The organism is Streptomyces sp. NPDC024698, assembly GCF_055559015.1.
Genome location: NZ_JBVHLK010000002.1, coordinates 591,977 through 613,681, shown reverse-complemented (window position 1 = coordinate 613,681; position 21,705 = coordinate 591,977). Strand labels below are relative to the sequence as shown.

Here is a 21,705-nt window from a genome sequence, read left to right as displayed (position 1 = left end):
CCGTCACATCCCTTCCCGGGTGCTGCGCATCGCGCCGAAGCCGGACAGCTTCACCATCAGCAGGGACAACGCGGTCGCGGCGAGCACCAGGAAGGAGGCGACGGCGCTCGCGTAGCCGAAGTCGTAGCTCTTGAAGCCCGCCTCGTACATCAGGTACGGCAGGATCGCCGTGTCGGTGCCGGGACCGCCCTGGGTGAGGATCAGGACCGTCTCGAAGTACGTCAGCGATCCGACGACCATCAGCACACCGGACGTCGTCGCGGTGTTGCGCAGCTGCGGCAGCGTGATCGAGAAGAACTGCCGCAGACGTCCGGCCCCGTCGATCGCCGCCGCCTGGTAGAGCACCTCGGGGATCTGCCGCGCCCCGCCCTGGTAGATCAGGGTGTGGAAGGGGATGAACTGCCAGCCGCCGACGAACACGATCGCGAGGAACGCGCCGCTGGTCGTGCCGAGGGTGTCCCGGTGGATGATGCCGAAGTTCGGGTCCAGCAGCGCGTAGAACAGCAGCGAGATCGCCGTCGACGACAGCAGGAACGGCACGAAGAAGATCGCCGACAGGATCGCGCGGTTGCGCTGCCTGCCCGCCGCCCAGACGCCCAGCAGCAGCGAGAGCACCGTCTGGAACACCCAGCTCACCACGGTCAGCGCGACGGTGACCGTCAGCGACTGGGTCAGCCGGTCGTCGCTCAGCAGCTTGCGCCAGTTGGCCAGACCGACCAACTGAGGGTCGCCCAGGCCGTTCCAGCGGGTGAACGACAGATAGAAGGCCAGGACCATCGGGGCGAGGGCGAAGAACGCGAAGAACAGGACGCCGGGGAGGGCCAGTGCCGCGCTGGGGCGGCCGGCCCTGTTGCGCCGGGCGGAGCGGGGGCGGCCCGCGGCGCTGCGCGGGCCGCCCTTGAGCTGCGTGACGCTCACTTCAGCTCCTTGAGCGCCGCCACGAACTGCTCCGGCGCGGACTTCCCCACGAACAGCTTGTTGACCTCGGTGAGCATCGGCGTCGCCACGTTCGGGTCGACCGCCTGGTCCCAGCTCAGCGTGAACGCCGGGGCCTTCTGCACCATCTCGTACTGGAACTTGGCGAACTCCGGGTTGGGCGAGGCGTCCAGGAGGGTCGCCGCGTTCGAGGTCGCCGGGACGTCGCCGTTGGCGATGAGTTCCTTGGTGTACGCCAGGGAGGCGGAGTCCCGCAGGAAGGCGATCGCCGCGTCCTTGTTGGAGGTGTGGGCGTTCACCGACCAGTAGTTGGTGGGGTTGCCGACCACGTTGCGGATGTCGCCGGCACCGCCCTCGATCTGCGGGAAGGCGCACCAGCCCAGGTTCTTCTCGGCGAAGTCCGGGAACTTGCCGAGCTGCGTGGAGTACTCCCACGAACCCATCAGATGCATCGCGGCCTTGCCCTTGGCGAAGACCGCGGGAGCGCCGCCGTTGCCGTAGCCGACCGAGCTGTAGCCCTTGCCGAAGGCGCCGTCGTCGATCAGCTGCTTGACCGTCTGGGCGGCCTTGAGGACGGCCGGGTCGCCCCAGGCGGAGGCGTCACCGTTCTTGATCTTCTCGAAGACCTGGGGGCCGCCGATCCGGTCGACCAGGTACTCCAGCCACATCAGTTCGGGCCAGATGTCCGCGCCGCCCAGGGCGAACGGGGTGACGTTCGCCTTCTTCAGCCTGGTGTTGATGTCCAGCAACTGGTCCCAGGTGGTGGGCGGCTGGAGCTTGTGCTCCGCGAAGACGGTCTTGTTGTAGAAGAGGATCACGGGCTGCATGCCGCGCATCGGCACGCCGTAGTTCTTGCCGTCCAGCCCGCCCGCCGCCAGCACCGACGGCAGGAAGCCGGACTTGAGCACCGGGTCGGACGCGATGACGTCGGTCAGGTCGACCAGCTGGCCGGCTTCCCGGTAGGCCTTGATGGAGCCGCCGCCCCAGTTGAAGAAGACGTCGGGCGCGTTGGGGGAGCCCATCGCCGTGCGCAGCTTGGCCGGGTAGTCGGTGGCGGGCACCTTCTGGAGCTTGATCGTGCCCTTGGCCTTCTTCGCGGCGGCCGAGGCGTTGAACCGATTGACGGACTTGACCTGGATCTTCGCCGCGTCGTCGCCGTAGACGAACGCGGTGAGCGTTCCGTCGGAGCCCGGGCCGCTGCCGGAGCCGCAGGCGGTGAGCCCGCCGACCGAGGCCAGGGCGGCCGTGCCCGCGCCGAGGAACCAACGTCTGCTGTGGGACTCCATAGGACGGCACCTCTCGGTAGCGCGAAGGATCGCCGATGATCCATCGCGAATGTTTCGAGTCATTTTTCGAATGTTCCGGGAACGTAAGGCGATCCGGTGGGTCCGTCAAGGGGTCGCGCAGAGATACGATCGCCGCCATGAAGCCTGGGAAGTCCGCAGAAGCACAGACGGCGACGCTGGCCGAGATCGCCCGGGAGGCCGGTGTCTCGGCTCCGACTGTTTCGAAGGTGCTCAACGGCCGCGCCGACGTAGCTCCCGCGACCCGCTCCCGCGTCGAGGAGCTGCTGCACGCGTACGGCTACCGGCGCCGCCGGGCCGAGGCTTCCCGCTCGCCGCTGATCGACCTGGTCTTCCACGAGCTGGAGAGCGCCTGGGCGATGGAGGTCATCCGGGGCGTGGAGAACGTCGCCCGGGAGGCCGGGCTGAGCGTGGTCCTCTCCGAGTCCGCGGGGCGGCTCACCCCCGGCCGGACCTGGGCCGACCAGGTCGCCGCCCGCCGTCCGCACGGCGTCGTCCTCGTCCTGTCGGGCCTCGACGACTCCCAGCGCGCCCTGCTGACCAGCAGGTCCATCCCCTTCGTGGTGATGGACCCGGCCGGCGACCCGGGCGTCGACGTGCCCTCCATCGGCGCCACCAACTGGCAGGGCGGCCTCGCCGCCACCCGCCACCTCGTCGAACTCGGCCACACCCGGATCGGCGCCATCAGCGGACCGTCGCGGATGATGTGCAGCCGTGCCCGGGTCGACGGCTACCGGGCGGCTCTGGAGACGGCCGGGCTGCCTGTCGACCCCTCCCTCATCGTCGCCGGGGACTTCCACCACGAGGCCGGCTACCGCATCGGCCTCGACCTGCTGCGCCGTCCCGACCGGCCCACGGCCGTCTTCGCCGGCAACGACCTCCAGGCGCTCGGTCTCTACGAGGCGGCCCGTGAGCTGGGGCTGCGCATTCCCGAGGACCTGAGCGTCGTCGGCTTCGACGATCTGCCGGTGGCGCGCTGGGTGGGGCCGCCGCTGACGACCGTACGGCAGCCGCTGACCGAGATGGCCGAGGCGGCGGCGAAGCTGGTGCTCGATCTGAGCCGCCAGGAACGGCCGTCGGCGGGGACGCGGATGGAGCTGGCGACGAGCCTGGTCGTGCGCAGCAGCACGGGGGCGCCTCCGGCGTGAGACCGGGTGCCTCCGGTAGCTCGCCCGTGTCGTTCGCGGTTCCCGTCCGGTGGGTGGGTCGGGGCCGTGCCGGTGCATCAGCCCGTCGCCGTCGGGTGAGGCGTGACCGTCGGTGGCGACGGGCATCGATGTACCGGCACGTCCCCTCGCGCCGAATTCCGGCTGATTTCAGCCCCTCCGGCGTTTGAGGAGCGGGGTCCGGGGCGGAGCCCCAGGGGTGGCCCGCCCTTCGGGTTCCGGGGACCAATCCAGCCCCTCCGGCGATTGAGGAGCGGGGGGCCGGGGGCGGCGCCCCCGGGTACGGGACGGGTAGGGGCGGAGGGGGCGAAAGCGGGGGGTGGGGTCGCTCGTCACCCGGGGCGGGTCGGTCCTGTGGGGCCAGGAGGCCGTATTGACGGGTGGGGCATCCCCCTCCACACTCCTGCGAAGTCAATCGGTTGTACGACCGAAACTTTCGGAGGCACCCGCCATGAGAACCTCCCGAACCCGTGTCATCAAAACCCGTCCCTTACGCCGCCGCGCCGCCGCCCTGTTCGCCGGGGCCGCGACCGTGGCCGCCCTGCTCGCGGCCGGTACGACGGCCCACGCCGCCGGCGCCCCGCTGCGCGACCTCGCCGCCGCCAAGGGCAAGGTCATCGGCACCGCCGTCACCGGCTCCAAGCTCACCGGGACGTACGGCGACATCGCCGGGGCCCAGTTCAACTCGCTGACGCCGGGCAACGCGATGAAATGGGGCACCGTCGAGCCCACCCGGGGCAGCTTCAACTGGTCCGAGGCCGACCAGATCGTCGCGTTCGCGCAGGCCCACAACCAACAGGTGCGCGGTCACACCCTGGTCTGGCACAGCCAGAACCCGAGCTGGCTGGCCAACGGCACCTGGACGACCGCCGAGCTGAGCGGTCTGCTCCAGGACCACATCACCACCGAAGTCACCCGCTACAAGGGAAAGCTGGCCGCCTGGGACGTGGTCAACGAGCCCTTCAACGAGGACGGCACCTACCGCTCGACCCTCTGGTACAACGGCCTCGGCGCCGACTACATCGCCCAGGCGCTGACCTGGGCACACGCCGCTGACCCCAGCGCCAAGCTCTACATCAACGACTACAACGTCGAGGGCGTCAACGCCAAGAGCACCGCCCTGTACAACCTGGTCAAGTCCCTGAAGGCGCGCGGTGTCCCGATCGACGGCGTCGGCCTCCAGGCCCACCTCATCGTCGGCCAGGTCCCCGGCACCCTCCAGCAGAACATCCAGCGCTTCGCCGACCTCGGCGTCGACGTCGCGGTCACGGAGCTGGACATCCGGATGCAACTCCCCTCCGACAGCACCAAGCTGGCGCAGCAGGCCGCCGACTACAGGGCGGTCTTCGACGCCTGCGTCGCCGTGACCCGCTGCTACGGCGTGACCGTCTGGGGCTTCACCGACTCCGACTCCTGGATCCCCGACGTCTTCTCGGGCTACGGCGCGGCGACCCCGTACGACGAGAACTACGCGCCCAAACCGGCCTACGACGCCATCGCGGCCTCGCTCGGCGGAGGGACCACGACCCCGCCGCCCACCGGCGCGTGCACGGCGGTGTACAGCGTCCAGACCCAGTGGAACACCGGGTTCACCGGGCAGGTGCGCATCGCGTGCTCCGGGGCGGCGCGCTCCTCGTGGAAGGTCAACTGGACGTACGGCGCTGGCCAGCGGATCACCCAGGCCTGGAACGCGAACTGCACCCAGACCGGCGCGGCGGTGAGCTGCGCCAACGCCTCCTACAACGGGACGATCCCGGACGGCGGTTCGGTGACGTTCGGGTTCAACGCCGACTGGAGCGGGAGCAATCCGTCGCCCACGGTGACGCTCGGCTGAGAAGAATGAGATTCTCCGAAGAAAGCCGTCCCGTGTCACCGTCCCTAACAGTCCCCTAATAATGCGGACTTACGTTCCTGTCCGTGATCGGACATGACGAGAACGGCGACGAGAGCGGACGGCGGGGCCGGCGGTCGCGCGTGCTGAAGGCCGCCGGCCTCACCCTGGCGGGACTGCTGGTGGTGGGCGCCGGCACCGCGGGCTGGGCGTACTGGCATCTGAACCACAACATCCGAAGCGTCGACATCGACAGCGCGCTCGGCGACGACCGGCCGGTGAAGGCGGTGGCGACGCCCTCGCCCCGGGCGTCCGCCCCGGCCTCCGCGTCCCCGCTGCCCAGCGGCGCCCTCAACATCCTGGTCCTCGGCTCCGACTCGCGCAGCGGCAAGGCGAACGCGAAGCTCGGCGGGGGAGACAGCTCCGGCGCGCGCTCCGACACGGCGATGGTCGTGCACATCGACGCGGGGCGCACCGGCGCCACGGTCGTCAGCATCCCCCGGGACACGCTGGTCACCCGTCCCTCCTGCCCGCTGCCGTCCGGGGGCTCGACGGCGGTGGCGTACGACGCGATGTTCAACAGTGCCTACGCGCTGGGCGGGCCGGTGTGCGCCGTCAAGACGGTCGAGTCGATCACGAACGTCCGGATGGACCACTACATCGAGATCGACTTCTCGGGCTTCGCGAAGCTGGTGAACGCCCTCGGCGGGGTCACCGTCACCACCGCCCAGGACATCGACGACGACAAGAGCCATCTGCACCTCACGGCGGGCACCCACCATCTGAACGGCAAGCGGGCCCTGGCCCTGGCCCGCACCCGGCACGGCATAGGCGACGGCAGTGACCTGGGCCGCATAGGACTCCAGCAGACGCTGGTGAAAGCCCTGCTGCGGCAGATCTCCTCGGCCGACCTGCTCTCCGACCCGGCCAAGCTCTACGGCGTGGCGAACGCGGTGACCGGCAGCCTGACCACGGACACGGGACTGGACTCGCTCGGCGAACTGACGAAGCTCGGCCAGAGCCTGAAGTCCCTGTCCTCCGACGAGGTCAAGACGGTGATGATGCCGGTGGTGACGGCGCCCTCGGACCACAACCGCGTGATCGCGAACGAGCCGGAGGCGAGCGACCTTTGGAACTCGCTCAAATGAAGGAAAGCGGCCTGCGGGACTTGAGCTTCGGGACCGGAAGCAGGCACATGACGACCGGAGCCGTGATCGAGAGGCCCGAGCCGGTCGGGTTCACGCCGGACACGCGGAAGCTCAAGGACTTCGCGGACCGACCCGTCCGGACCTGTTCGCGTCCGTCCGGCCCCGTCCGGGGAAAGTTCTCGAAGAAATCCGGGGACGGTGTCGAAACAGGTGTCTCCCGATCGACGCACGGGTGAGAGGCGGGAAGAAGCCCCGCCTCCGAGGCGCCGAAGACACCACAGGCACCCCAGACACGAGGAGTCACCATGCCCCGCTACCTCTCCCTCGTCCAGATCGACGAGCGCACCGCGCCCGCCGAAGGCCCCAGCCCCGAGCTGATGCAGCGGATGGGCGAGCTCATCGAGGAGATCACCAAGGCCGGCGTCATGCTGGAGACCGAGGGTCTGACGCCCAGCGCGCAGGGCAAGCGCGTCCACTACTCGGGCGGCGAGCTGTCCGTCACCGACGGGCCCTTCACCGAGTCCAAGGAGGTCGTCGGCGGTTACGCGATCATGCAGTGCAAGGACATGGCCGAGGCCGTGGAGTGGACCAAGCGGTTCCTGAAGGTGCACGAGGAGCACTGGACGGTCACCTGCGAGGTGCGGGAGATCGCCGGGGGCTGACCGCTCCTTGGCCGGACGCCGCCGTGGGTGTCTCATGGTGGGTTGTGGAACAGCAGCCCGCACCGGCACCCGACGGCGGCGTCGACACCGCCGTCGAGACCATCTTCCGTATCGAGTCCCCCCGCATCATCGCGGGCGTGGCCCGGATCGTCCGCGACGTCGGCATCGCCGAGGAACTCGCCCAGGACGCCCTGGTCGCGGCGCTCGAGCAGTGGCCGCGCGACGGTGTCCCGGACAACCCCGGCGCCTGGCTGACGGCCACGGCCAAGCACCGCGCGATCGACCTCGTACGCCGCCGGGAGCGCTACGCGCGCAAGCTATGGGAGGTCGGGCGTGACCTCTCGCTGTCCGCGCCGCACCACCTCGACGAACCCTCCGACCCGGACGACATCGACGACGACCTGCTCCGCCTGGTCTTCACCGCCTGCCACCCCGTCCTGTCCGCCGAGGCCCGCATCGCTCTCACGCTGCGGCTCCTCGGGGGTCTGACCACGTCCGAGATCGCCCGCGCCTACCTCGTCCCGGAGGCGACGGTCGCCCAGCGCATCGTGCGAGCCAAGCGGACGCTGGCCGCGAAGGGGGTCGCCTTCGAGGTCCCCTACGGACCCGAGCGCGAGGCCCGGCTCGGGTCCGTCCTCGAGGTCATCTACCTCGTCTTCAACGAGGGGTACGCGGCGACGGCCGGCGACGACCTGCTGCGCCCCGCGCTGTGCGAGGACGCGCTGCGGCTGGCCCGGGTGCTCGCCGAACTGATGCCCAAGGAGAGCGAGGTGCACGCTCTCGCCGCCCTGCTGGAACTCCAGGAGTCCCGGTCCGTCGCCCGCACCGGGCCCGGCGGCGAACCCGTCCTGCTCAAGGACCAGCAGCGGCGCCGCTGGAACCGGATGCTGATCCGCCGCGGCTACACCGCGCTGAGTCGCGCCGACGCCGTCGCCACCGGAAGCCCGGGACCGTACGTCCTCCAGGCAGCCATCGCCGCCTGTCACGCGCAGGCCTTCACCTACGAGGACACCGACTGGCGTCGGATCGCCGCCCTGTACGGCCTGCTGGCGGTCCGCTCCCCGTCCCCGGTGGTCGAGCTGAACCGTGCCGTGGCCGTCTCGATGGCCGAGGGCCCGGAGCCCGCGCTCGTCATCGTCGACGGCCTCGCCGGTGAACCCGCGCTCCGCGACTACCACCTGCTGCCCAGTGTCCGGGGGGACCTGCTGGCCCGGCTGGGGAGGACGGCGGAAGCGCGGGCGGAGTTCGAGCGCGCGGCCTCGCTCGCGCGCAACGAGCGCGAACGCGAGCTGCTGATCGCCCGGGCCCGCGCCTGCGGTTGACGCCCCGCCCGTTCGGGCACGACCCGTACGACGACGGCCTGGAGCCGGACCCGGCACCGCTCACGACGGTCCGCCGCCGGTGGACGGTGTCGCGGGTGCTCCCACCAGCATGGTCGGGGCGCCCGCCACCCGGGTCAGGAACACCGTCGCGGAGTGCGGTCCCCGCGGCTTCACCTTGCGTCGCAGTTCCTCCGGCTCGACGGCCGACCCGCGCTTCTTCACGGTCAGGACGCCGACCTCCCGCTCCCGCAGCAGCGCCTTCAGCCTCTTCAGGTTGAAGGGGAGTCGATCGGTGATCTCGTACGCGGTGGCGTACGTCGTCGGGCGCAGCTCGTCCGCGGTGACGTAGGCGATCGTCTCGTCGACGAGTCCGCCGTCCAGGTCCTCGGCCACCTCGGCGACCAGGTGCGCGCGGATGACGGCGCCGTCCGGCTCGTACAGATAGCGTCCGACCGGCCTGACCGCCGGATCCGGCAGGCCGCGGCCGCGCAGTTCGCGCGGGCCCGGCAGCAGGGTGGCGCGCACCAGGCCCGGTTCCGTGCCGAACCAGAGCACCGCCTCCTTCACGTCCCCGCCGTCCGAGATCCACTCGGCCTCCGCCGCGGCGGGGACCGCCTCGTGCGGGATGCCGGGGGCGACCTTCAGCGCGGCGAGCGGAACCTTGAGGGCGGCCCCGACCGCCCAGGACAGCGGCGGCGAGTACGCCTCCGGGTCGAAGATCCGGCCCCGGCCGCCCCGGCGCGCGGGGTCCACGAAGACCGCGTCGTACGACGCGGTGTCCACCTGCGTCACATCCGTCTCGCGCACCTCGATCAGATCCGTGAGCCCCAGCGCGTCGGCGTTGGCGCGGGCGGCGGCGGCCGTCAGCGGGTCGCGGTCGACGGCCAGGACGCGGATTCCGGCGCGGGCCAGCGCGATCGCGTCGCCCCCGATGCCGCAGCACAGGTCGGCCACGGAGCGGACCCCCAGCGCGCGCAGCCGCTCGGCGCGGTACGCGGCCACGCTCGTGCGGGTCGACTGCTCGACCCCGTTCGGGGTGAAGAACATCCGCGCGGCGTCCTCGGCGCCGAACTTCGCCACCGCCCGCTGCCGCAGCCGGGCCTGTCCGAGGGCCGCCGAGACCAGTTCGGCGGGGTGCTCGCGGCGCAGCCGGGTGGCGACGGCCAGTTCCTGTGCCGGTTCGGTGGCGCGGACCTCGTCGAGCAGGGCGCGGCCCTCGGCGGTGAGGAGGGGGGCGAAGGAGACGTCGTTCACCCGGCCATTGTGGGCCAGTCGGTGGACGGTGTGCCCGCGGTGGCGGTGTCGGGGCCCTCGCGGGGCGCTGAGCTGGGAGGATCCGGCTCCATGCGACCCGTACGACAAAATGATAAAACCGGCGCAAACGGGGCTGGTGCGCGCTGGGGAGTCGGCGTGCTCGCCCTCGTCCTGCTCGCCTCCGGCTGCGCCGGGGCCGGCTCGGCCTCCGTCCCCGCGGCCGGTGGCGCCCAAGCGGTCCGCGCCCGTGCCCACGCCCCGCGGGCCGGACTTCCCGCGGGCCCCGCCGGCGCCCTCGCCGCGTACGCCGCCCGCCTGCGCCAGGCCCAGGCGCGGCGCGCCGCGGTCGCGAGACGCTGGGGACTGGCCCGGGTGCCGCTGACACCCCCCGCGTCGCCCGCCAGGAAGCCGCGCATCGGGGCACGCAAGGGCTTCGAGGTCGACGACCAGAAGGAACTGGGGCTGCCGCCGGTCTTCACGACCGTCCCCACCAAGGACAAGGTCGTCTTCCTCACCGTCGACGACGGCTCCGAGAAGGACCCCGCGTTCCTGCGGATGATGAGCGATCTGAAGATCCCGTACACCGCGTTCCTCAGCGACTTCCTCGTCAAGGACGAATACGGGTACTTCCGCGAGATGCGCGACCGCGGCATCACCCTCAACAACCACACCCTGCACCACCCCTATCTGCCCGGACTCTCCTACGAGCGGCAGAAGCACGAGATCTGCGGCATGCAGGACGTGATGGAGAAGGAGTTCGGCAGGCGCCCGACCGTCTTCCGCCCGCCGTACGGCAACTACGACCAGGACACCCTGCGCGCCGCGAAGTCCTGCGGGATCAGGTACGCGCCCATCTGGAACGAGGAGGTCTTCGTCGACCACTGGGAGTACCGCGAGGAGGACCAGGACCTGCACCCCGGCGACATCGTCCTCACCCACTTCCAGGGCCGCGGGGAGTGGAACGGCACCATGCCCGACATGGTCCGCCGCTTCCTGAAGACCGTCACGGCCAAGGGCTACGCGGTCGCGCGCCTGGAGGACTACCTGTGAAGGTGCGGGTGCCGGTGAGGGTGCGGGTCCCGGTCGCCGGGCTGCTCGTGGCGGCGCTGCTCGGCGGCTGCGCGCAGTCCGTCGACCCCATCGAACGGCTGGGGAAGAAGGCCGCCCAGCGGGTGCACCCGACGCAGTCGGCGTACCGCCGCTGGGGGCTGGCCACTCCGCTCGCCCCGGCGCCCGAGGTGTCCGTCCGGACCACCGCGCGCACCGCGGACACCGGACTGCCCCCCGTCGTGAACCAGGTCCGCACCCGCGACAAGGTGGTCTTCCTGACGTACGACGACGGGGCCGAACGCGATCCGCGGTTCGCCGACATGGTCCGCGAACTGCGCCTGCCGGTCAGCATGTTCCTCACGGACCGGGTCGCCGGGCCCGGGTACGGGCACTTCGCGCGGCTGCGCGCGGTCGGCGCGAGCGTCCAGAACCACACCCTCGACCACGCCGTCCTGGCCGGTCTGCCCTACGCCGGCCAGCGCGCCGAGATCTGCGGACAGCAGGACAAGCTCACGCGGCGTTTCGGTGTACGGCCCCGGCTGCTGCGGCCCCCGTACGGCAGATACGACGACACCACCCTGCGCGCCGCCGCCGACTGTGGGGTCGCCGCGATCGTCCTCGGCAGAACGGCCGACGCGCACCGGCTCAGGCCCGGCGACATCCTCTCCGGCCCCGGCGAACCCGGGCTCACGGACGCCACCCTCCGGCTGATCCGGCGGATCCAGCGCGAGGGCTTCACCTTGGCGCGGCTGGAGAACTACCTCTAAGGGCTGTCCCGTAATCCCCGGCGGGCGCACGACGACAGCTACGGCACCTCGCTGCGTTGTCGGATCGCCCGAATACGCCCAGTATGAGGACGACCCTCCGCCTTGCGATGCACCGCATCTGACGCCGCGCGCTGATCCACCGGGCATTACGGGACAGCCCTTAGGGGGCCCACCGGAGGAGCGGTGCGGCGGCCTGTCGGCGAGAGGGGGAAGGGTCTTGTTCGGGAGCCGGTGAAGGGCCTGCCCGGAGACGCCCATTCGGCGTGATCCGGCACCTTCCCGCCCACGCCACGCCGACGTCTTTGGCACTCCGCTTGACCGAGTGCTAATCACAGTCATAGTGTCAGGCCTGGCACTCCCCCCTGGAGAGTGCCAACAGCGACGGGCAGGTCCGGCACCCGCGACGACGGATCGACCTGGTCGCCACCTCAGACAGTTAACCCCGTGAGATCTCCGAAGGGGGAGGTCGGATCGTGACGACCACCAGCTCCAAGGTTGCCATCAAGCCGCTCGAGGACCGCATTGTGGTCCAGCCGCTCGACGCCGAGCAGACCACGGCTTCCGGCCTGGTCATCCCGGACACCGCCAAGGAGAAGCCCCAGGAGGGCGTCGTCCTGGCCGTGGGCCCGGGCCGCATCGAGGACGGCAAGCGTGTCGAGCTCGACGTCGCCGTCGGCGACATCGTCCTCTACAGCAAGTACGGCGGCACCGAGGTGAAGTACAACGGCGAGGAGTACCTCGTCCTCTCGGCTCGCGACGTGCTCGCGATCATCGAGAAGTAATTCACCTGGTAAGGGAGTGCGGGGTTCGTCCCCGGACAACCCCGCACCAAGCATTGCAGTGAACTGCGCCCCTGGCACCCGCGATCATTCCAGCCGGGCGCCGGGGGCGCGGTTCGTTCTCCACATTTTCCGAGAGGGCTGAACCGCTTCCATGGCGAAGATCCTGAAGTTCGACGAAGACGCCCGTCGCGCCCTTGAGCGCGGCGTCAACAAGCTTGCCGACACGGTGAAGGTGACGATCGGCCCCAAGGGCCGCAACGTCGTCATCGACAAGAAGTTCGGCGCTCCCACCATCACCAACGACGGTGTGACCATCGCCCGTGAGGTCGAGGTCGAGGACCCGTTCGAGAACCTCGGCGCGCAGCTCGTGAAGGAGGTGGCGACCAAGACCAACGACATCGCGGGTGACGGTACGACCACCGCCACCGTGCTCGCCCAGGCGCTCGTGCGCGAGGGCCTGCGCAACGTCGCCGCCGGCGCGTCGCCCGCCCTCCTGAAGAAGGGCATCGACGCCGCGGTCAAGGCTGTCTCCGAGGAGCTCCTCGCGACGGCCCGCCCGATCGAGGACAAGTCCGACATCGCCGCCGTGGCCGGGCTCTCCGCCCAGGACAGCCAGGTCGGCGAGCTCATCGCCGAGGCGATGGACAAGGTCGGCAAGGACGGTGTCATCACCGTCGAGGAGTCCAACACCTTCGGCCTGGAGCTCGACTTCACCGAGGGCATGGCCTTCGACAAGGGCTACCTCTCCCCGTACATGGTGTCCGACCAGGAGCGTATGGAGGCCGTCCTCGACGACCCGTACATCCTCATCCACCAGGGCAAGATCAGCTCCATCCAGGACCTGCTGCCGCTGCTGGAGAAGGTCATCCAGGCGAACGCCTCCAAGCCGCTGCTGATCATCGCCGAGGACGTCGAGGGCGAGGCCCTGTCGACCCTGGTCGTGAACAAGATCCGCGGCACGTTCAACGCGGTCGCCGTGAAGGCCCCCGGCTTCGGTGACCGCCGCAAGGCCATGCTCGGTGACATCGCCACCCTCACCGGTGGTCAGGTCATCGCCGAGGAGGTCGGCCTCAAGCTCGACCAGATCGGCCTGGACGTGCTCGGCAGCGCCCGCCGCGTGACCGTCACCAAGGACGACACCACCATCGTCGACGGTGCCGGCAGCAGCGACGAGGTCGTCGGCCGCGTCAACCAGATCAAGGCCGAGATCGAGAACACCGACTCCGACTGGGACCGCGAGAAGCTCCAGGAGCGCCTCGCGAAGCTGGCCGGCGGCGTGTGCGTGATCAAGGTCGGCGCCGCCACCGAGGTGGAGCTCAAGGAGAAGAAGCACCGTCTGGAGGACGCCATCTCCGCGACCCGCGCCGCGGTCGAGGAGGGCATCGTCTCCGGTGGTGGCTCCGCGCTCGTCCACGCCGTCAAGGTCCTGGAGGGCAACCTCGGCAAGACCGGCGACGAGGCCACGGGTGTCGCGGTCGTGCGCCGCGCCGCCGTCGAGCCGCTGCGCTGGATCGCCGAGAACTCGGGCCTCGAGGGCTACGTCATCACCTCGAAGGTCGCCGAGCTCGACAAGGGCCAGGGCTTCAACGCCGCCACCGGCGAGTACGGCGACCTGGTCAAGGCCGGCGTCATCGACCCGGTCAAGGTCACCCGTTCCGCCCTGGAGAACGCCGCCTCCATCGCCTCGCTGCTCCTGACGACCGAGACCCTGGTCGTCGAGAAGCCGGCCGAGGACGAGGGCGACGCCGGTCACGGCGGCCACGGGCACTCCCACTGACGCCCGACGTCATGAGCGCCGCCGCGCCCGGCCGGGTGTGACGGCGTGACGAGGTCCCCGTTCCGACAGGAGCGGGGACCTCGTACGTTCTGCCCGGCTCACCCGCGCACTTCGGGGCCGGCCGGCTTCCGCTTCCCGGAGCCGGCCGTCCTCTCACGGACGTGGTCGCCTTCGCGGCGCCGGTCGCCTTCGCGGTGCGGCTTCGCGGTGCCGGTCGTCTTTTCAGAGCCGGTCGTCGCGGACCACGTCCAGGTCCGTGAAGGTCGGCATCTCGTCGCAGAGCGCCACCATCTCCTGGAAGATCCGCTCGGTCTCCGGCATCTTCGAGTTCCGCATGGCCTCTTCGTACGAGGGGAACTCCACGATCTCCACGAAGTGGTTCGTGTCTGAGCGGTCCTTGCCGATGACGCTGTGCGTCGCCGTCCGTTTCCCCTGAGTCTTCTCGACCCAGGTGTCCATCAGCTGGTTCATCTCGTCGAACCGACTGGTCTTGCAGTCGATCAGCTGTACGAAAGTCATGGCGCCGCCTCCGGCTCTCGGTCCGGTCGCATCACCCCCAATCCTCCCACCGGAGGGGCGACACCACCCACCGCGCGATCATCGCGAACCGCCCGCCGCCCCCGCGGCCCCGCTTCACTGCGGCCCGTACTTGCGCCCGGTCTTCGAGGAGATCCCGCCCAGCAGCGCACGCGGGGTCACCTTCACCACGCCCATCAGCACCTTGTAGCGCGGATCCGGGACGGACAGGGTTCTTCCGCGCGCCAGATCGGCCAGCGCCGCCGCGACCAGCTTGTCGGCGTCGAGCCACATCCAGTTCGGGATGTTGTCCGTGCCCATGCCCGCCCGTTCGTGGAACTCGGTGCGCACGAAGCCCGGGGCCAGCGCCATCAGCCGCACCCCGCTGCCCGCGAGATCCTTCGCCGCGCCCTGCGTGAACTGCACGACCCACGCCTTCGACGCCCCGTAGGTGCCGCGCGGCACGAACGCGGCCACCGACGCCACGTTGACGACACCGCCCCGGCCGCGCTCCCGCATCGCCTCGGCCGCCGCCGACGTCAGCCGGAGCACCGCCTCGCAGTGCACCTTGAGCATCTTCAGCTCGTCCGCCATCGACACGTCCAGATAGCGGCCCTTGTTGCCGAAGCCGGCGTTGTTGACCAGCAGGTCGACCGGGTTCCTGCGGTCGGAAAGACGGGCGGCGACCTCCTCGATGCCCTCGTCCGTCGCCAGGTCCGCGGTGAGCACCTCGGCCTCGACGCCGTGCCGGTCGTGCAGCTCGGTCGCCTGTTCCCGCAGCCGCTTCGTGTCCCGCGCCACCAGCACGAGGTCGTGCCCGTCCGCCGCCAGCCGCCGCGCGAACGCGGCACCGATCCCCGCGGTCGATCCCGTAATCAGAGCCGTTGTCATGGCGTCAGGGTAGTGACCGGCCGGGGCCCGCGCCGCCGCGTGCCGTCGACTGCCCGGCCCCGTTCCCCGCGTCCCTCGCGCCCGGCCTCCACGAGCCCGGACGCGCCGGCGACCTCGCCCGGGGGCGCGGCTCGGGACGCCGTCACCCGCCGTACTTCGCCACGTATTCCCGAGCCGCCGCCCGCGATTCCGGGTGCAGCGCCTCGCCCGCGGCCAACAGCCGCGGCAGCAGCTTCCGTTCGGTCGTCGCGGCGCGGAACTGGAGCGCCACGGTGACGTCGTGGTCCGGCCGGTGCACGATCTCGACGGGGTCCCCGGAGCGGATGTCGCCGGACTCGATCACCCGTAGGTACGCGCCCGGCGCACCCCGGCCCGTGAACCGTCTGACCCAGCCCTTCTCACCGAGGTGCTCCTGGAAGGTGCGGCAGGGGATCCGCCCGCTCGTGACCTCCAGGACGACGCCGGAACCTATCCGCCAGCGTTCGCCGATCAGCGCACCGGACACGTCGAGCCCCAGCGTCGTGAGGTTCTCGCCGAACACGCCGTTCGGCAGGGCCCGGCCGAGCTCGCGCTCCCAGTCGTCCAGGTCCTCGCGCGCGACCGCGTACACCGCCTGGTCGTCACCGCCGTGATGCCGCAGATGGCAGACCGCGTCCCCGGCGAGCCCGCTCCCTCCGGTCCCCTTGGGCCCCGGCGCCGTCACACGGACCGGCCCGTCGACCGGACGCTTGTCGATACCGGTCACGCCCTCGGACTGGTCCGTGTAGGCGACGGCCTGCGCCCGGCCCAGGTTCAACGACAGAAGCTGCATGCGACCACGCTAGGCGATCCACCCCAAAGCGTCGACGTGATATTCGGCGCCCCACCCAAGATGCGCTTATGCTCGAAGGGTGATCGAGGCCCGACATCTCCGTGTCCTGCGCGCCGTCGCCACCACCGGGTCCTTCTCGGCGGCGGGGCGCGAGCTGGGCTGCACCCAGCCCGCCGTGAGCCAGCAGATGAAGGCCCTGGAGTCGTCCGTGGGCACCCCGCTGCTGGTCAGGACCGGGCGCGAGATGCGCCTCACCCAGGCGGGTGAAGCCCTGGTCAAGCACGCGGCGACCATCCTGTCGGGGCTCACCGCGGCGGAGGAGGAGGTCGCCGCGATCGCCGGGCTCCGCGCGGGCCGCGTCCGTCTCGTCTCCTTCCCCAGTGGCAGTTCCACCCTGGTCCCCACGGCCCTGGCGGCGCTGCGCGCCGCCCACCCGGGCACCCGTGTCTCCCTGGAGGAGGCCGAACCGCCCGAGTCCGTCGAGAAGCTCCGCGCCGGTGACTGCGACATCGCGCTCGCGTTCCGCTACGAGGGTGCTCCGGGCGTGGAGGAATGGGACGACCTCGTCGTACGGCCCCTGCTGATGGACCGTCTGGTCGGCCTGGTTCCCGAGGGGCATCCGCTCGCGCGCTCGCGGTCCGTCGCGATCGGCGAGTTCGCCGGTGAGTCGTGGATCGCCGGCTGCCCGCGCTGCCGCGGCCAGCTCGTCGAGGTCTGCCGCGGTGCCGGGTTCGAGCCCCGCATCGACTTCGCCACCGACGACTATCCGGCCGTGGTCGGGCTCGTGGGCGCGGGACTAGGCGTCGCCGTCCTGCCGGAGCTCGCGATCGAGTCCGTACGCCCGAAGGGGGCGCGGACCGTGACGGTGGAGCCCGCCGTGCGCCGCGAGATCGTGGCCCTCACCCTCCCGGACCTCGCGGAGGTCCCGGCGGTGGCCGCGACACTGGACCGGCTGGCACGGGCGGCGGCCCGCTAGGACCCCGGCCCACGACGGACCCGGACCGGCCCGCACCGGCCGGCACGGCACGGACCCTCTCGCGGAGGCGTCCCGCAGGCGCCGTCACGCACGGCCTTCACTCATGGCCGCATGCGCGGACCTTCACGCACGGGCCGGTACTCACCCAGTTGGCAGAAACGTTCCTTCAGTTGTTCGAGGCGGAAGTGTTTCCTGTGGCCGCCGCCGAGACCAGTCGGTTGCGTGCCCGGCCCATGAGTTCTTCGCGCTCGTCCTCGGTCAGTCCGCCCCAAACGCCGTACGGTTCGCGCACCGCCAGCGCGTGTGCCGCGCACTCCGCGCGCACCGGGCATCTCATGCAGACCTCTTTGGCCGAGTTCTCACGAGCGCTCCGTGCCGCACCACGCTCGCCCTCCGGGTGGAAGAAGAGCGAGCTGTCGACCCCTCGGCAGGCCGCGAGGAGCTGCCAGTCCCAGAGGTCCGCGTTCGGACCGGGAAGGCGAGAGAAATCTGCCATTGCATGTCCCCTTGTTGCCGTTCTGGGCTGCTCTGTGCCCACCGACCGTACATCTACGATCTAAGGAGATGAAAATATGACTCATTGCGAATCTAGCCTCAGACACCAGCAAATGGGAAGAAAACAGGCTAAATGGGGCATGGGTTGTGATGAAACGTTGAGGGTCGGCGCGCATGTCTGCACCGTGTCCGCGCCCTCACGTACAGTGCCGATGACGGCCGACTGCCCCGTAACTCTTTCGAGTGACCATCGTTGAGATGGCTGAGGCGGTTGAAGGAACAAGCGCTCGGGTAGGCGGTCATATCCGCCTGCGAGTGTCGACCGCACAGGTGACGATTCGTAACAGCCTGGAGGCTCAAGGTGACGCGCATCAGCTGCGGAGGACGGTCATGACATCCGTCCTCGTCTGCGACGACTCCCCGCTTGCCCGAGAGGCGCTCCGCCGCGCGGTCGCGACCGTGCCCGGCGTCGAGCGCGTGACGACGGCGGCCAACGGCGAGGAAGTCCTCCGCCGCTGGGGAGCCGACCGTTCGGATTTGATTCTGATGGACGTACGTATGCCCGGACTGGGCGGCGTGGAGACGGTCAGGCGGCTGCTGTCCGCCGACCCCGGTGCGCGCATCATCATGCTCACCGTCGCCGAGGACCTGGACGGCGTGGCGCTCGCCGTCGCCGCCGGCGCCCGCGGCTATCTGCACAAGGACGCCTCGCGGGCCGAACTGCGCGCCACCGTGACCCAGGCGCTCGCCGACCCGACCTGGCGGCTCGCGCCGCGCAGACTGCGTTCGGCGGAGATGGGCGCCGCGCCCACGCTCACCGCGCGGGAGATCCAGGTGCTCGAGGGAATGAGCCACGGACGCTCGAACGCGGAGATCGGCCGTGAGCTGTTCCTCTCCGAGGACACGGTCAAGACCCACGCCCGGCGGCTCTTCAAGAAGCTCGGCGCCTCGGACCGGGCGCACGCGGTCGCGCTCGGATTCCGCTGGGGCCTGGTTCGCTGAGAGGTGTCCCGTGATCCCGTGTGGATCAGCGCGCGGCGCCGGACACGGCGCATCGCGCGGATGCGGGGCGGCCCCGTACGAGGCGTTCCCGGGTGATCCGGGACCGCCGCGAGGCGCCCCGGCGGTCGTCGCGCGCCCGCCGGGAGCCGTGGGGCAGCCCTTGGGCGAGCGGTGTCGCGGGTATGACCGAGGCAGTCCCTGCCCGCCGGACGGCGGGCGGGGCCGGGGCCTCACGGAGAGCCTCTTCGGTGTCCGATCCCCGTTTCCCGGCGGATGCCGCATCCTTGAGGTGTGGAGTTCCTTGGGGACAAGTCGGTCGAGCGGGAGGGGAGGGCGCAGGAGATGAGTTCCGGCGCACCTGCTCATAACGCTTCGGTGCACAACTATGGACGCGGTGCCACGGACAGGACGACGCCGAGGCACCATGGACCGATGCGTGAAGACGAGACGACGGGGATCGGTGCGCTCGTCCTTCGCGCGGTCGACGGTGACGAACAGGCCACGCACGACCTGCTCGCCCACGTACACCCGCTCGCGCTGCGCTACTGCCGCGCCCGTCTGTCCCGGCTCCCGGGGGACGCGCGGCACTTCGTGGAGGACCTGGCGCAGGAGGTCTGTGTCGCGGTGCTCCTCGCGCTGCCGCGCTACAAGGACACCGGGCGTCCCTTCGAGGCGTTTGTCTTCGCGATCGCCGCGCACAAGGTCGCCGACCTCCAGCGTGCCGCGATGCGTCATCCGGGGTCCACGGTCCTTCCGTCGGACGAGATGCCGGAGCGGCCCGACGACTCCCTGGGTCCGGAGGAGCGCGCGCTCCTCAGCAGCGACGCCGAATGGGCCAAGAAGCTCATGGCCAACCTGCCCGAGAACCAGCGTGAACTGCTCCTTCTGCGGATCGCAGTGGGTCTCACGGCTGAGGAGACGGGCCAGATGCTGGGCATGTCTCCGGGTGCCGTCCGGGTGGCCCAGCACCGTGCGCTGAGCCGGCTGCGGGCCCTCGCGGAGCAGTGACCGCGCGCTGAGGCGGTCACGTCGAGCGGGTCCCGTCGCGTCCGTCCCGTCGAGCGGGTCCCGCCGAGCCGGCCGCGGTGTTCCCGGCGCCACTCTTTCCGGTGATGCCTGTCACTCCGGTGAGGGGGCGTCGCCGTGTGCCGGGACCGCGGGGACCTTCCCCTCCGCAAATTGCAGGCAAAAGCTGACGTACTCCGGCGGCGTCGGACCTCACCGTCCGGGCGTGCCGTGCCGCGGGCGATCGCGGGCGCGGGCCGCCCGGCCGGCGTCCCCGTCCGCCGTCGCGGGCGCCCGGACCAGGCCCGCGACGCCCCCGCGGGCACGGACTGAACGGGGAGGGCCGCCATCCCGTACGAACATACGAAGCCGAAGCCCACCCGCAACCGTGGAATGAGAGAGCCATGCTTCCCGTTAGCATGGACATCCGCACCGATCAAGGCCATTTGGGGAAGGTGTCATGACTGCCAACGTCGACGGAGTGCCCGCCAAATTCGCGACACTCGGGCTGACCTACGACGACGTGCTGCTGCTGCCGGGCTCGTCGGACATGGCGCCCGACCAGATCGACACCGCCTCGCACATCTCGAAGAACGTCCGGGTCAACATCCCGCTGCTCTCCGCCGCCATGGACAAGGTCACCGAGTCGCGCATGGCGATCGCGATGGCCCGTCAGGGCGGCGTCGGTGTTCTGCACCGCAATCTGTCCATCGAGGACCAGGCCAACCAGGTCGACCTGGTGAAGCGCTCCGAGTCCGGCATGGTCACCGACCCGATCACCGTGCGCCCGGACGCCACGCTCGTCGAGGCCGACGCGATCTGCGCCAAGTTCCGGATCTCCGGTGTGCCGGTCACCGACGGCGGCGGCAAGCTGCTCGGCATCGTCACCAACCGCGACATGGCCTTCGAGACCGACCGCTCGCAGCAGGTACGCGACGTCATGACGCCGATGCCGCTGGTCACCGGCAAGGTCGGCATCTCGGGCCACGACGCGATGCAGCTGCTGCGCCGTCACAAGATCGAGAAGCTTCCGCTGGTCGACGAGTCGGGCGTCCTCAAGGGCCTCATCACGGTCAAGGACTTCGTCAAGGCCGAGAAGTACCCGAACGCCGCCAAGGACTCCGAGGGACGTCTGCTGGTCGGCGCGGCCGTCGGTGTCGCGGGTGACGCCTTCGAGCGCGCCCAGGCCCTGATCGAGGCGGGCGTCGACTTCATCGTCGTCGACACCGCGCACGGCCACTCCCGGCTGGTCGGCGACATGGTCGCCAAGATCAAGTCGAACTCCTCGGGCGTCGACGTCATCGGCGGCAACATCGCCACCCGTGACGGCGCCCAGGCCCTGATCGACGCGGGCGTCGACGGCATCAAGGTCGGTGTCGGCCCCGGTTCCATCTGCACCACCCGCGTCGTCGCCGGCATCGGCGTCCCGCAGGTCACCGCCATCTACGAGGCGTCGCTCGCCGCCAAGGCGGCCGGTGTCCCGGTCATCGGCGACGGCGGCCTCCAGTACTCGGGCGACATCGCCAAGGCCCTGGTCGCGGGCGCCGACACGGTGATGCTCGGCTCGCTGCTCGCGGGCTGCGAGGAGTCCCCGGGCGAGCTGCTGTTCATCAACGGCAAGCAGTTCAAGTCGTACCGCGGCATGGGCTCCCTGGGTGCCATGCAGTCCCGTGGCGAGCAGCGCTCCTTCTCCAAGGACCGCTACTTCCAGGAGGGCGTCGCCTCCGACGAGAAGCTCGTCCCCGAGGGCATCGAGGGCCAGGTGCCCTACCGCGGCCCGCTCTCCGCGGTCGTCCACCAGCTGGTCGGCGGTCTGCGCCAGTCGATGTTCTACGTCGGCGGCCGCACCGTGCCCGAGCTCCAGGAGCACGGCCGGTTCGTCCGTATCACCTCGGCGGGCCTCAAGGAGAGCCACCCGCACGACATCCAGATGACGGTCGAGGCGCCGAACTACAGCCGTCTCAAGTAGTCCCCGTACACCTGAAGAGGCCTCACACGCGCGCGTGGAGG

General features: G+C 70.5%; 19 protein-coding genes and 1 pseudogene. 13 read left to right on the top strand and 7 right to left on the bottom strand.

Features of this window, described 5'->3' with window-relative positions:
• Positions 1-3: 3 nt before the first annotated feature.
• Positions 4-918, bottom strand: coding sequence for a carbohydrate ABC transporter permease (locus ACZ4AA_RS07130; protein WP_467596740.1), 915 nt, complete (start codon positions 916-918; stop codon positions 4-6).
• Positions 915-2,222, bottom strand: a complete 1,308-nt coding sequence (locus tag ACZ4AA_RS07125) for an ABC transporter substrate-binding protein (protein ID WP_467596737.1) — start codon at positions 2,220-2,222, stop codon at positions 915-917. The genes ACZ4AA_RS07130 and ACZ4AA_RS07125 overlap by 4 nt, the downstream gene beginning before the upstream one ends.
• Before the next feature lie 137 nt (positions 2,223-2,359).
• Between ACZ4AA_RS07125 and ACZ4AA_RS07120 the strand changes: the two genes are divergently transcribed.
• The 5 genes from ACZ4AA_RS07120 to ACZ4AA_RS07100 all read left to right on the top strand — a co-directional run bounded on the left by ACZ4AA_RS07120 (position 2,360) and on the right by ACZ4AA_RS07100 (position 8,369).
• Positions 2,360-3,388, top strand: a complete 1,029-nt coding sequence (locus ACZ4AA_RS07120; RefSeq protein ID WP_467596733.1) for a LacI family DNA-binding transcriptional regulator — start codon at positions 2,360-2,362, stop codon at positions 3,386-3,388.
• 469 nt (positions 3,389-3,857) lie between these two features.
• Positions 3,858-5,240: a glycoside hydrolase family 10 protein gene (locus ACZ4AA_RS07115; protein WP_467596730.1), complete on the top strand. Its 1,383-nt coding sequence runs from the start codon at positions 3,858-3,860 to the stop codon at positions 5,238-5,240.
• Between the two features lie 83 nt (positions 5,241-5,323).
• Positions 5,324-6,385: an LCP family protein gene (locus ACZ4AA_RS07110; protein ID WP_467596727.1), complete on the top strand. Its 1,062-nt coding sequence runs from the start codon at positions 5,324-5,326 to the stop codon at positions 6,383-6,385.
• Positions 6,386-6,690: 305 nt separating this feature from the next.
• Entirely contained in the window at positions 6,691-7,047 is a 357-nt protein-coding gene (locus tag ACZ4AA_RS07105) for a YciI family protein (RefSeq protein ID WP_339130971.1), read from the top strand.
• Positions 7,048-7,091: 44 nt separating this feature from the next.
• Entirely contained in the window at positions 7,092-8,369 is a 1,278-nt protein-coding gene (locus tag ACZ4AA_RS07100) for an RNA polymerase sigma factor (RefSeq protein ID WP_467596723.1), read from the top strand.
• Positions 8,370-8,429: 60 nt separating this feature from the next.
• Here ACZ4AA_RS07100 and ACZ4AA_RS07095 read toward each other — a convergent pair whose 3' ends face one another.
• On the bottom strand, positions 8,430-9,623 hold the full coding sequence (locus tag ACZ4AA_RS07095; protein WP_467596720.1) for a THUMP-like domain-containing protein: 1,194 nt from the start codon (positions 9,621-9,623) through the stop codon (positions 8,430-8,432).
• Between the two features lie 90 nt (positions 9,624-9,713).
• Here ACZ4AA_RS07095 and ACZ4AA_RS07090 point away from each other — a divergent pair, with 90 nt between their 5' ends.
• The 4 genes from ACZ4AA_RS07090 (at position 9,714) to groL (ending at position 13,999) form a co-directional block, all read left to right on the top strand.
• The gene (locus ACZ4AA_RS07090; protein ID WP_467596717.1) at positions 9,714-10,673 is read left to right on the top strand and encodes a polysaccharide deacetylase family protein; all 960 of its coding nucleotides are present in this window, start codon (positions 9,714-9,716) and stop codon (positions 10,671-10,673) included.
• Between the two features lie 14 nt (positions 10,674-10,687).
• Positions 10,688-11,440: a polysaccharide deacetylase family protein gene (locus ACZ4AA_RS07085; protein ID WP_467596714.1), complete on the top strand. Its 753-nt coding sequence runs from the start codon at positions 10,688-10,690 to the stop codon at positions 11,438-11,440.
• A gap of 473 nt (positions 11,441-11,913) precedes the next feature.
• Positions 11,914-12,222, top strand: coding sequence for a co-chaperone GroES (gene groES, locus ACZ4AA_RS07080; protein WP_266761820.1), 309 nt, complete (start codon positions 11,914-11,916; stop codon positions 12,220-12,222).
• A 151-nt stretch (positions 12,223-12,373) separates the two neighbouring features.
• Positions 12,374-13,999, top strand: a complete 1,626-nt coding sequence (groL, locus tag ACZ4AA_RS07075) for a chaperonin GroEL (RefSeq protein ID WP_467596707.1) — start codon at positions 12,374-12,376, stop codon at positions 13,997-13,999.
• 225 nt (positions 14,000-14,224) lie between these two features.
• Here groL and ACZ4AA_RS07070 read toward each other — a convergent pair.
• The 3 genes and pseudogenes from ACZ4AA_RS07070 to ACZ4AA_RS07060 all read right to left on the bottom strand — a co-directional run.
• A pseudogene (locus ACZ4AA_RS07070) lies at positions 14,225-14,518 on the bottom strand (ester cyclase); the annotation flags it as partial.
• Positions 14,519-14,632: 114 nt separating this feature from the next.
• A complete protein-coding gene (locus tag ACZ4AA_RS07065) occupies positions 14,633-15,406 on the bottom strand; it encodes an SDR family NAD(P)-dependent oxidoreductase (protein WP_467596703.1) in 774 nt (257 codons plus the stop codon).
• Positions 15,407-15,548: 142 nt separating this feature from the next.
• Positions 15,549-16,217 (bottom strand): MOSC domain-containing protein, encoded by a 669-nt coding sequence (locus tag ACZ4AA_RS07060; protein WP_467596700.1) that lies wholly within the window; start codon positions 16,215-16,217, stop codon positions 15,549-15,551.
• Between the two features lie 79 nt (positions 16,218-16,296).
• On the opposite strand from ACZ4AA_RS07060, the gene ACZ4AA_RS07055 reads away from it, so the two are divergent.
• The gene (locus ACZ4AA_RS07055; RefSeq protein WP_467596696.1) at positions 16,297-17,193 is read left to right on the top strand and encodes a LysR family transcriptional regulator; all 897 of its coding nucleotides are present in this window, start codon (positions 16,297-16,299) and stop codon (positions 17,191-17,193) included.
• Positions 17,194-17,359: 166 nt separating this feature from the next.
• On the opposite strand, the gene ACZ4AA_RS07050 is transcribed toward ACZ4AA_RS07055, so the two are convergent.
• Positions 17,360-17,689: a WhiB family transcriptional regulator gene (locus ACZ4AA_RS07050; RefSeq protein ID WP_037626848.1), complete on the bottom strand. Its 330-nt coding sequence runs from the start codon at positions 17,687-17,689 to the stop codon at positions 17,360-17,362.
• Positions 17,690-18,078: 389 nt separating this feature from the next.
• On the opposite strand from ACZ4AA_RS07050, the gene ACZ4AA_RS07045 reads away from it, so the two are divergent.
• The 3 genes from ACZ4AA_RS07045 (at position 18,079) to guaB (ending at position 21,664) form a co-directional block, all read left to right on the top strand.
• Positions 18,079-18,690 carry a response regulator transcription factor gene (locus ACZ4AA_RS07045; protein ID WP_003948568.1) on the top strand — a complete coding sequence of 204 codons (612 nt, stop codon included), beginning with the start codon at positions 18,079-18,081 and terminating at the stop codon, positions 18,688-18,690.
• 432 nt (positions 18,691-19,122) lie between these two features.
• On the top strand, positions 19,123-19,698 hold the full coding sequence (locus tag ACZ4AA_RS07040; RefSeq protein WP_467596693.1) for a sigma-70 family RNA polymerase sigma factor: 576 nt from the start codon (positions 19,123-19,125) through the stop codon (positions 19,696-19,698).
• A 457-nt stretch (positions 19,699-20,155) separates the two neighbouring features.
• The gene (guaB, locus tag ACZ4AA_RS07035) at positions 20,156-21,664 is read left to right on the top strand and encodes an IMP dehydrogenase (RefSeq protein ID WP_467596689.1); all 1,509 of its coding nucleotides are present in this window, start codon (positions 20,156-20,158) and stop codon (positions 21,662-21,664) included.
• Positions 21,665-21,705 lie beyond the last annotated feature (41 nt).

Coding starts and splice junctions, on each gene's coding strand:
- ACZ4AA_RS07115 (WP_467596730.1), top strand. CDS start 3,858: ATGAGAACCTCCCGAACCCGTGTCATCAAAACCCGTCCCTTACGCCGC.
- ACZ4AA_RS07065 (WP_467596703.1), bottom strand. CDS start 15,406: ATGACAACGGCTCTGATTACGGGATCGACCGCGGGGATCGGTGCCGCG.
- guaB (WP_467596689.1), top strand. CDS start 20,156: ATGACTGCCAACGTCGACGGAGTGCCCGCCAAATTCGCGACACTCGGG.
- ACZ4AA_RS07050 (WP_037626848.1), bottom strand. CDS start 17,689: ATGGCAGATTTCTCTCGCCTTCCCGGTCCGAACGCGGACCTCTGGGAC.
- ACZ4AA_RS07060 (WP_467596700.1), bottom strand. CDS start 16,217: ATGCAGCTTCTGTCGTTGAACCTGGGCCGGGCGCAGGCCGTCGCCTAC.
- groL (WP_467596707.1), top strand. CDS start 12,374: ATGGCGAAGATCCTGAAGTTCGACGAAGACGCCCGTCGCGCCCTTGAG.
- ACZ4AA_RS07090 (WP_467596717.1), top strand. CDS start 9,714: ATGCGACCCGTACGACAAAATGATAAAACCGGCGCAAACGGGGCTGGT.
- ACZ4AA_RS07045 (WP_003948568.1), top strand. CDS start 18,079: ATGACATCCGTCCTCGTCTGCGACGACTCCCCGCTTGCCCGAGAGGCG.
- ACZ4AA_RS07105 (WP_339130971.1), top strand. CDS start 6,691: ATGCCCCGCTACCTCTCCCTCGTCCAGATCGACGAGCGCACCGCGCCC.
- ACZ4AA_RS07040 (WP_467596693.1), top strand. CDS start 19,123: ATGCGTGAAGACGAGACGACGGGGATCGGTGCGCTCGTCCTTCGCGCG.
- ACZ4AA_RS07120 (WP_467596733.1), top strand. CDS start 2,360: ATGAAGCCTGGGAAGTCCGCAGAAGCACAGACGGCGACGCTGGCCGAG.
- ACZ4AA_RS07125 (WP_467596737.1), bottom strand. CDS start 2,222: ATGGAGTCCCACAGCAGACGTTGGTTCCTCGGCGCGGGCACGGCCGCC.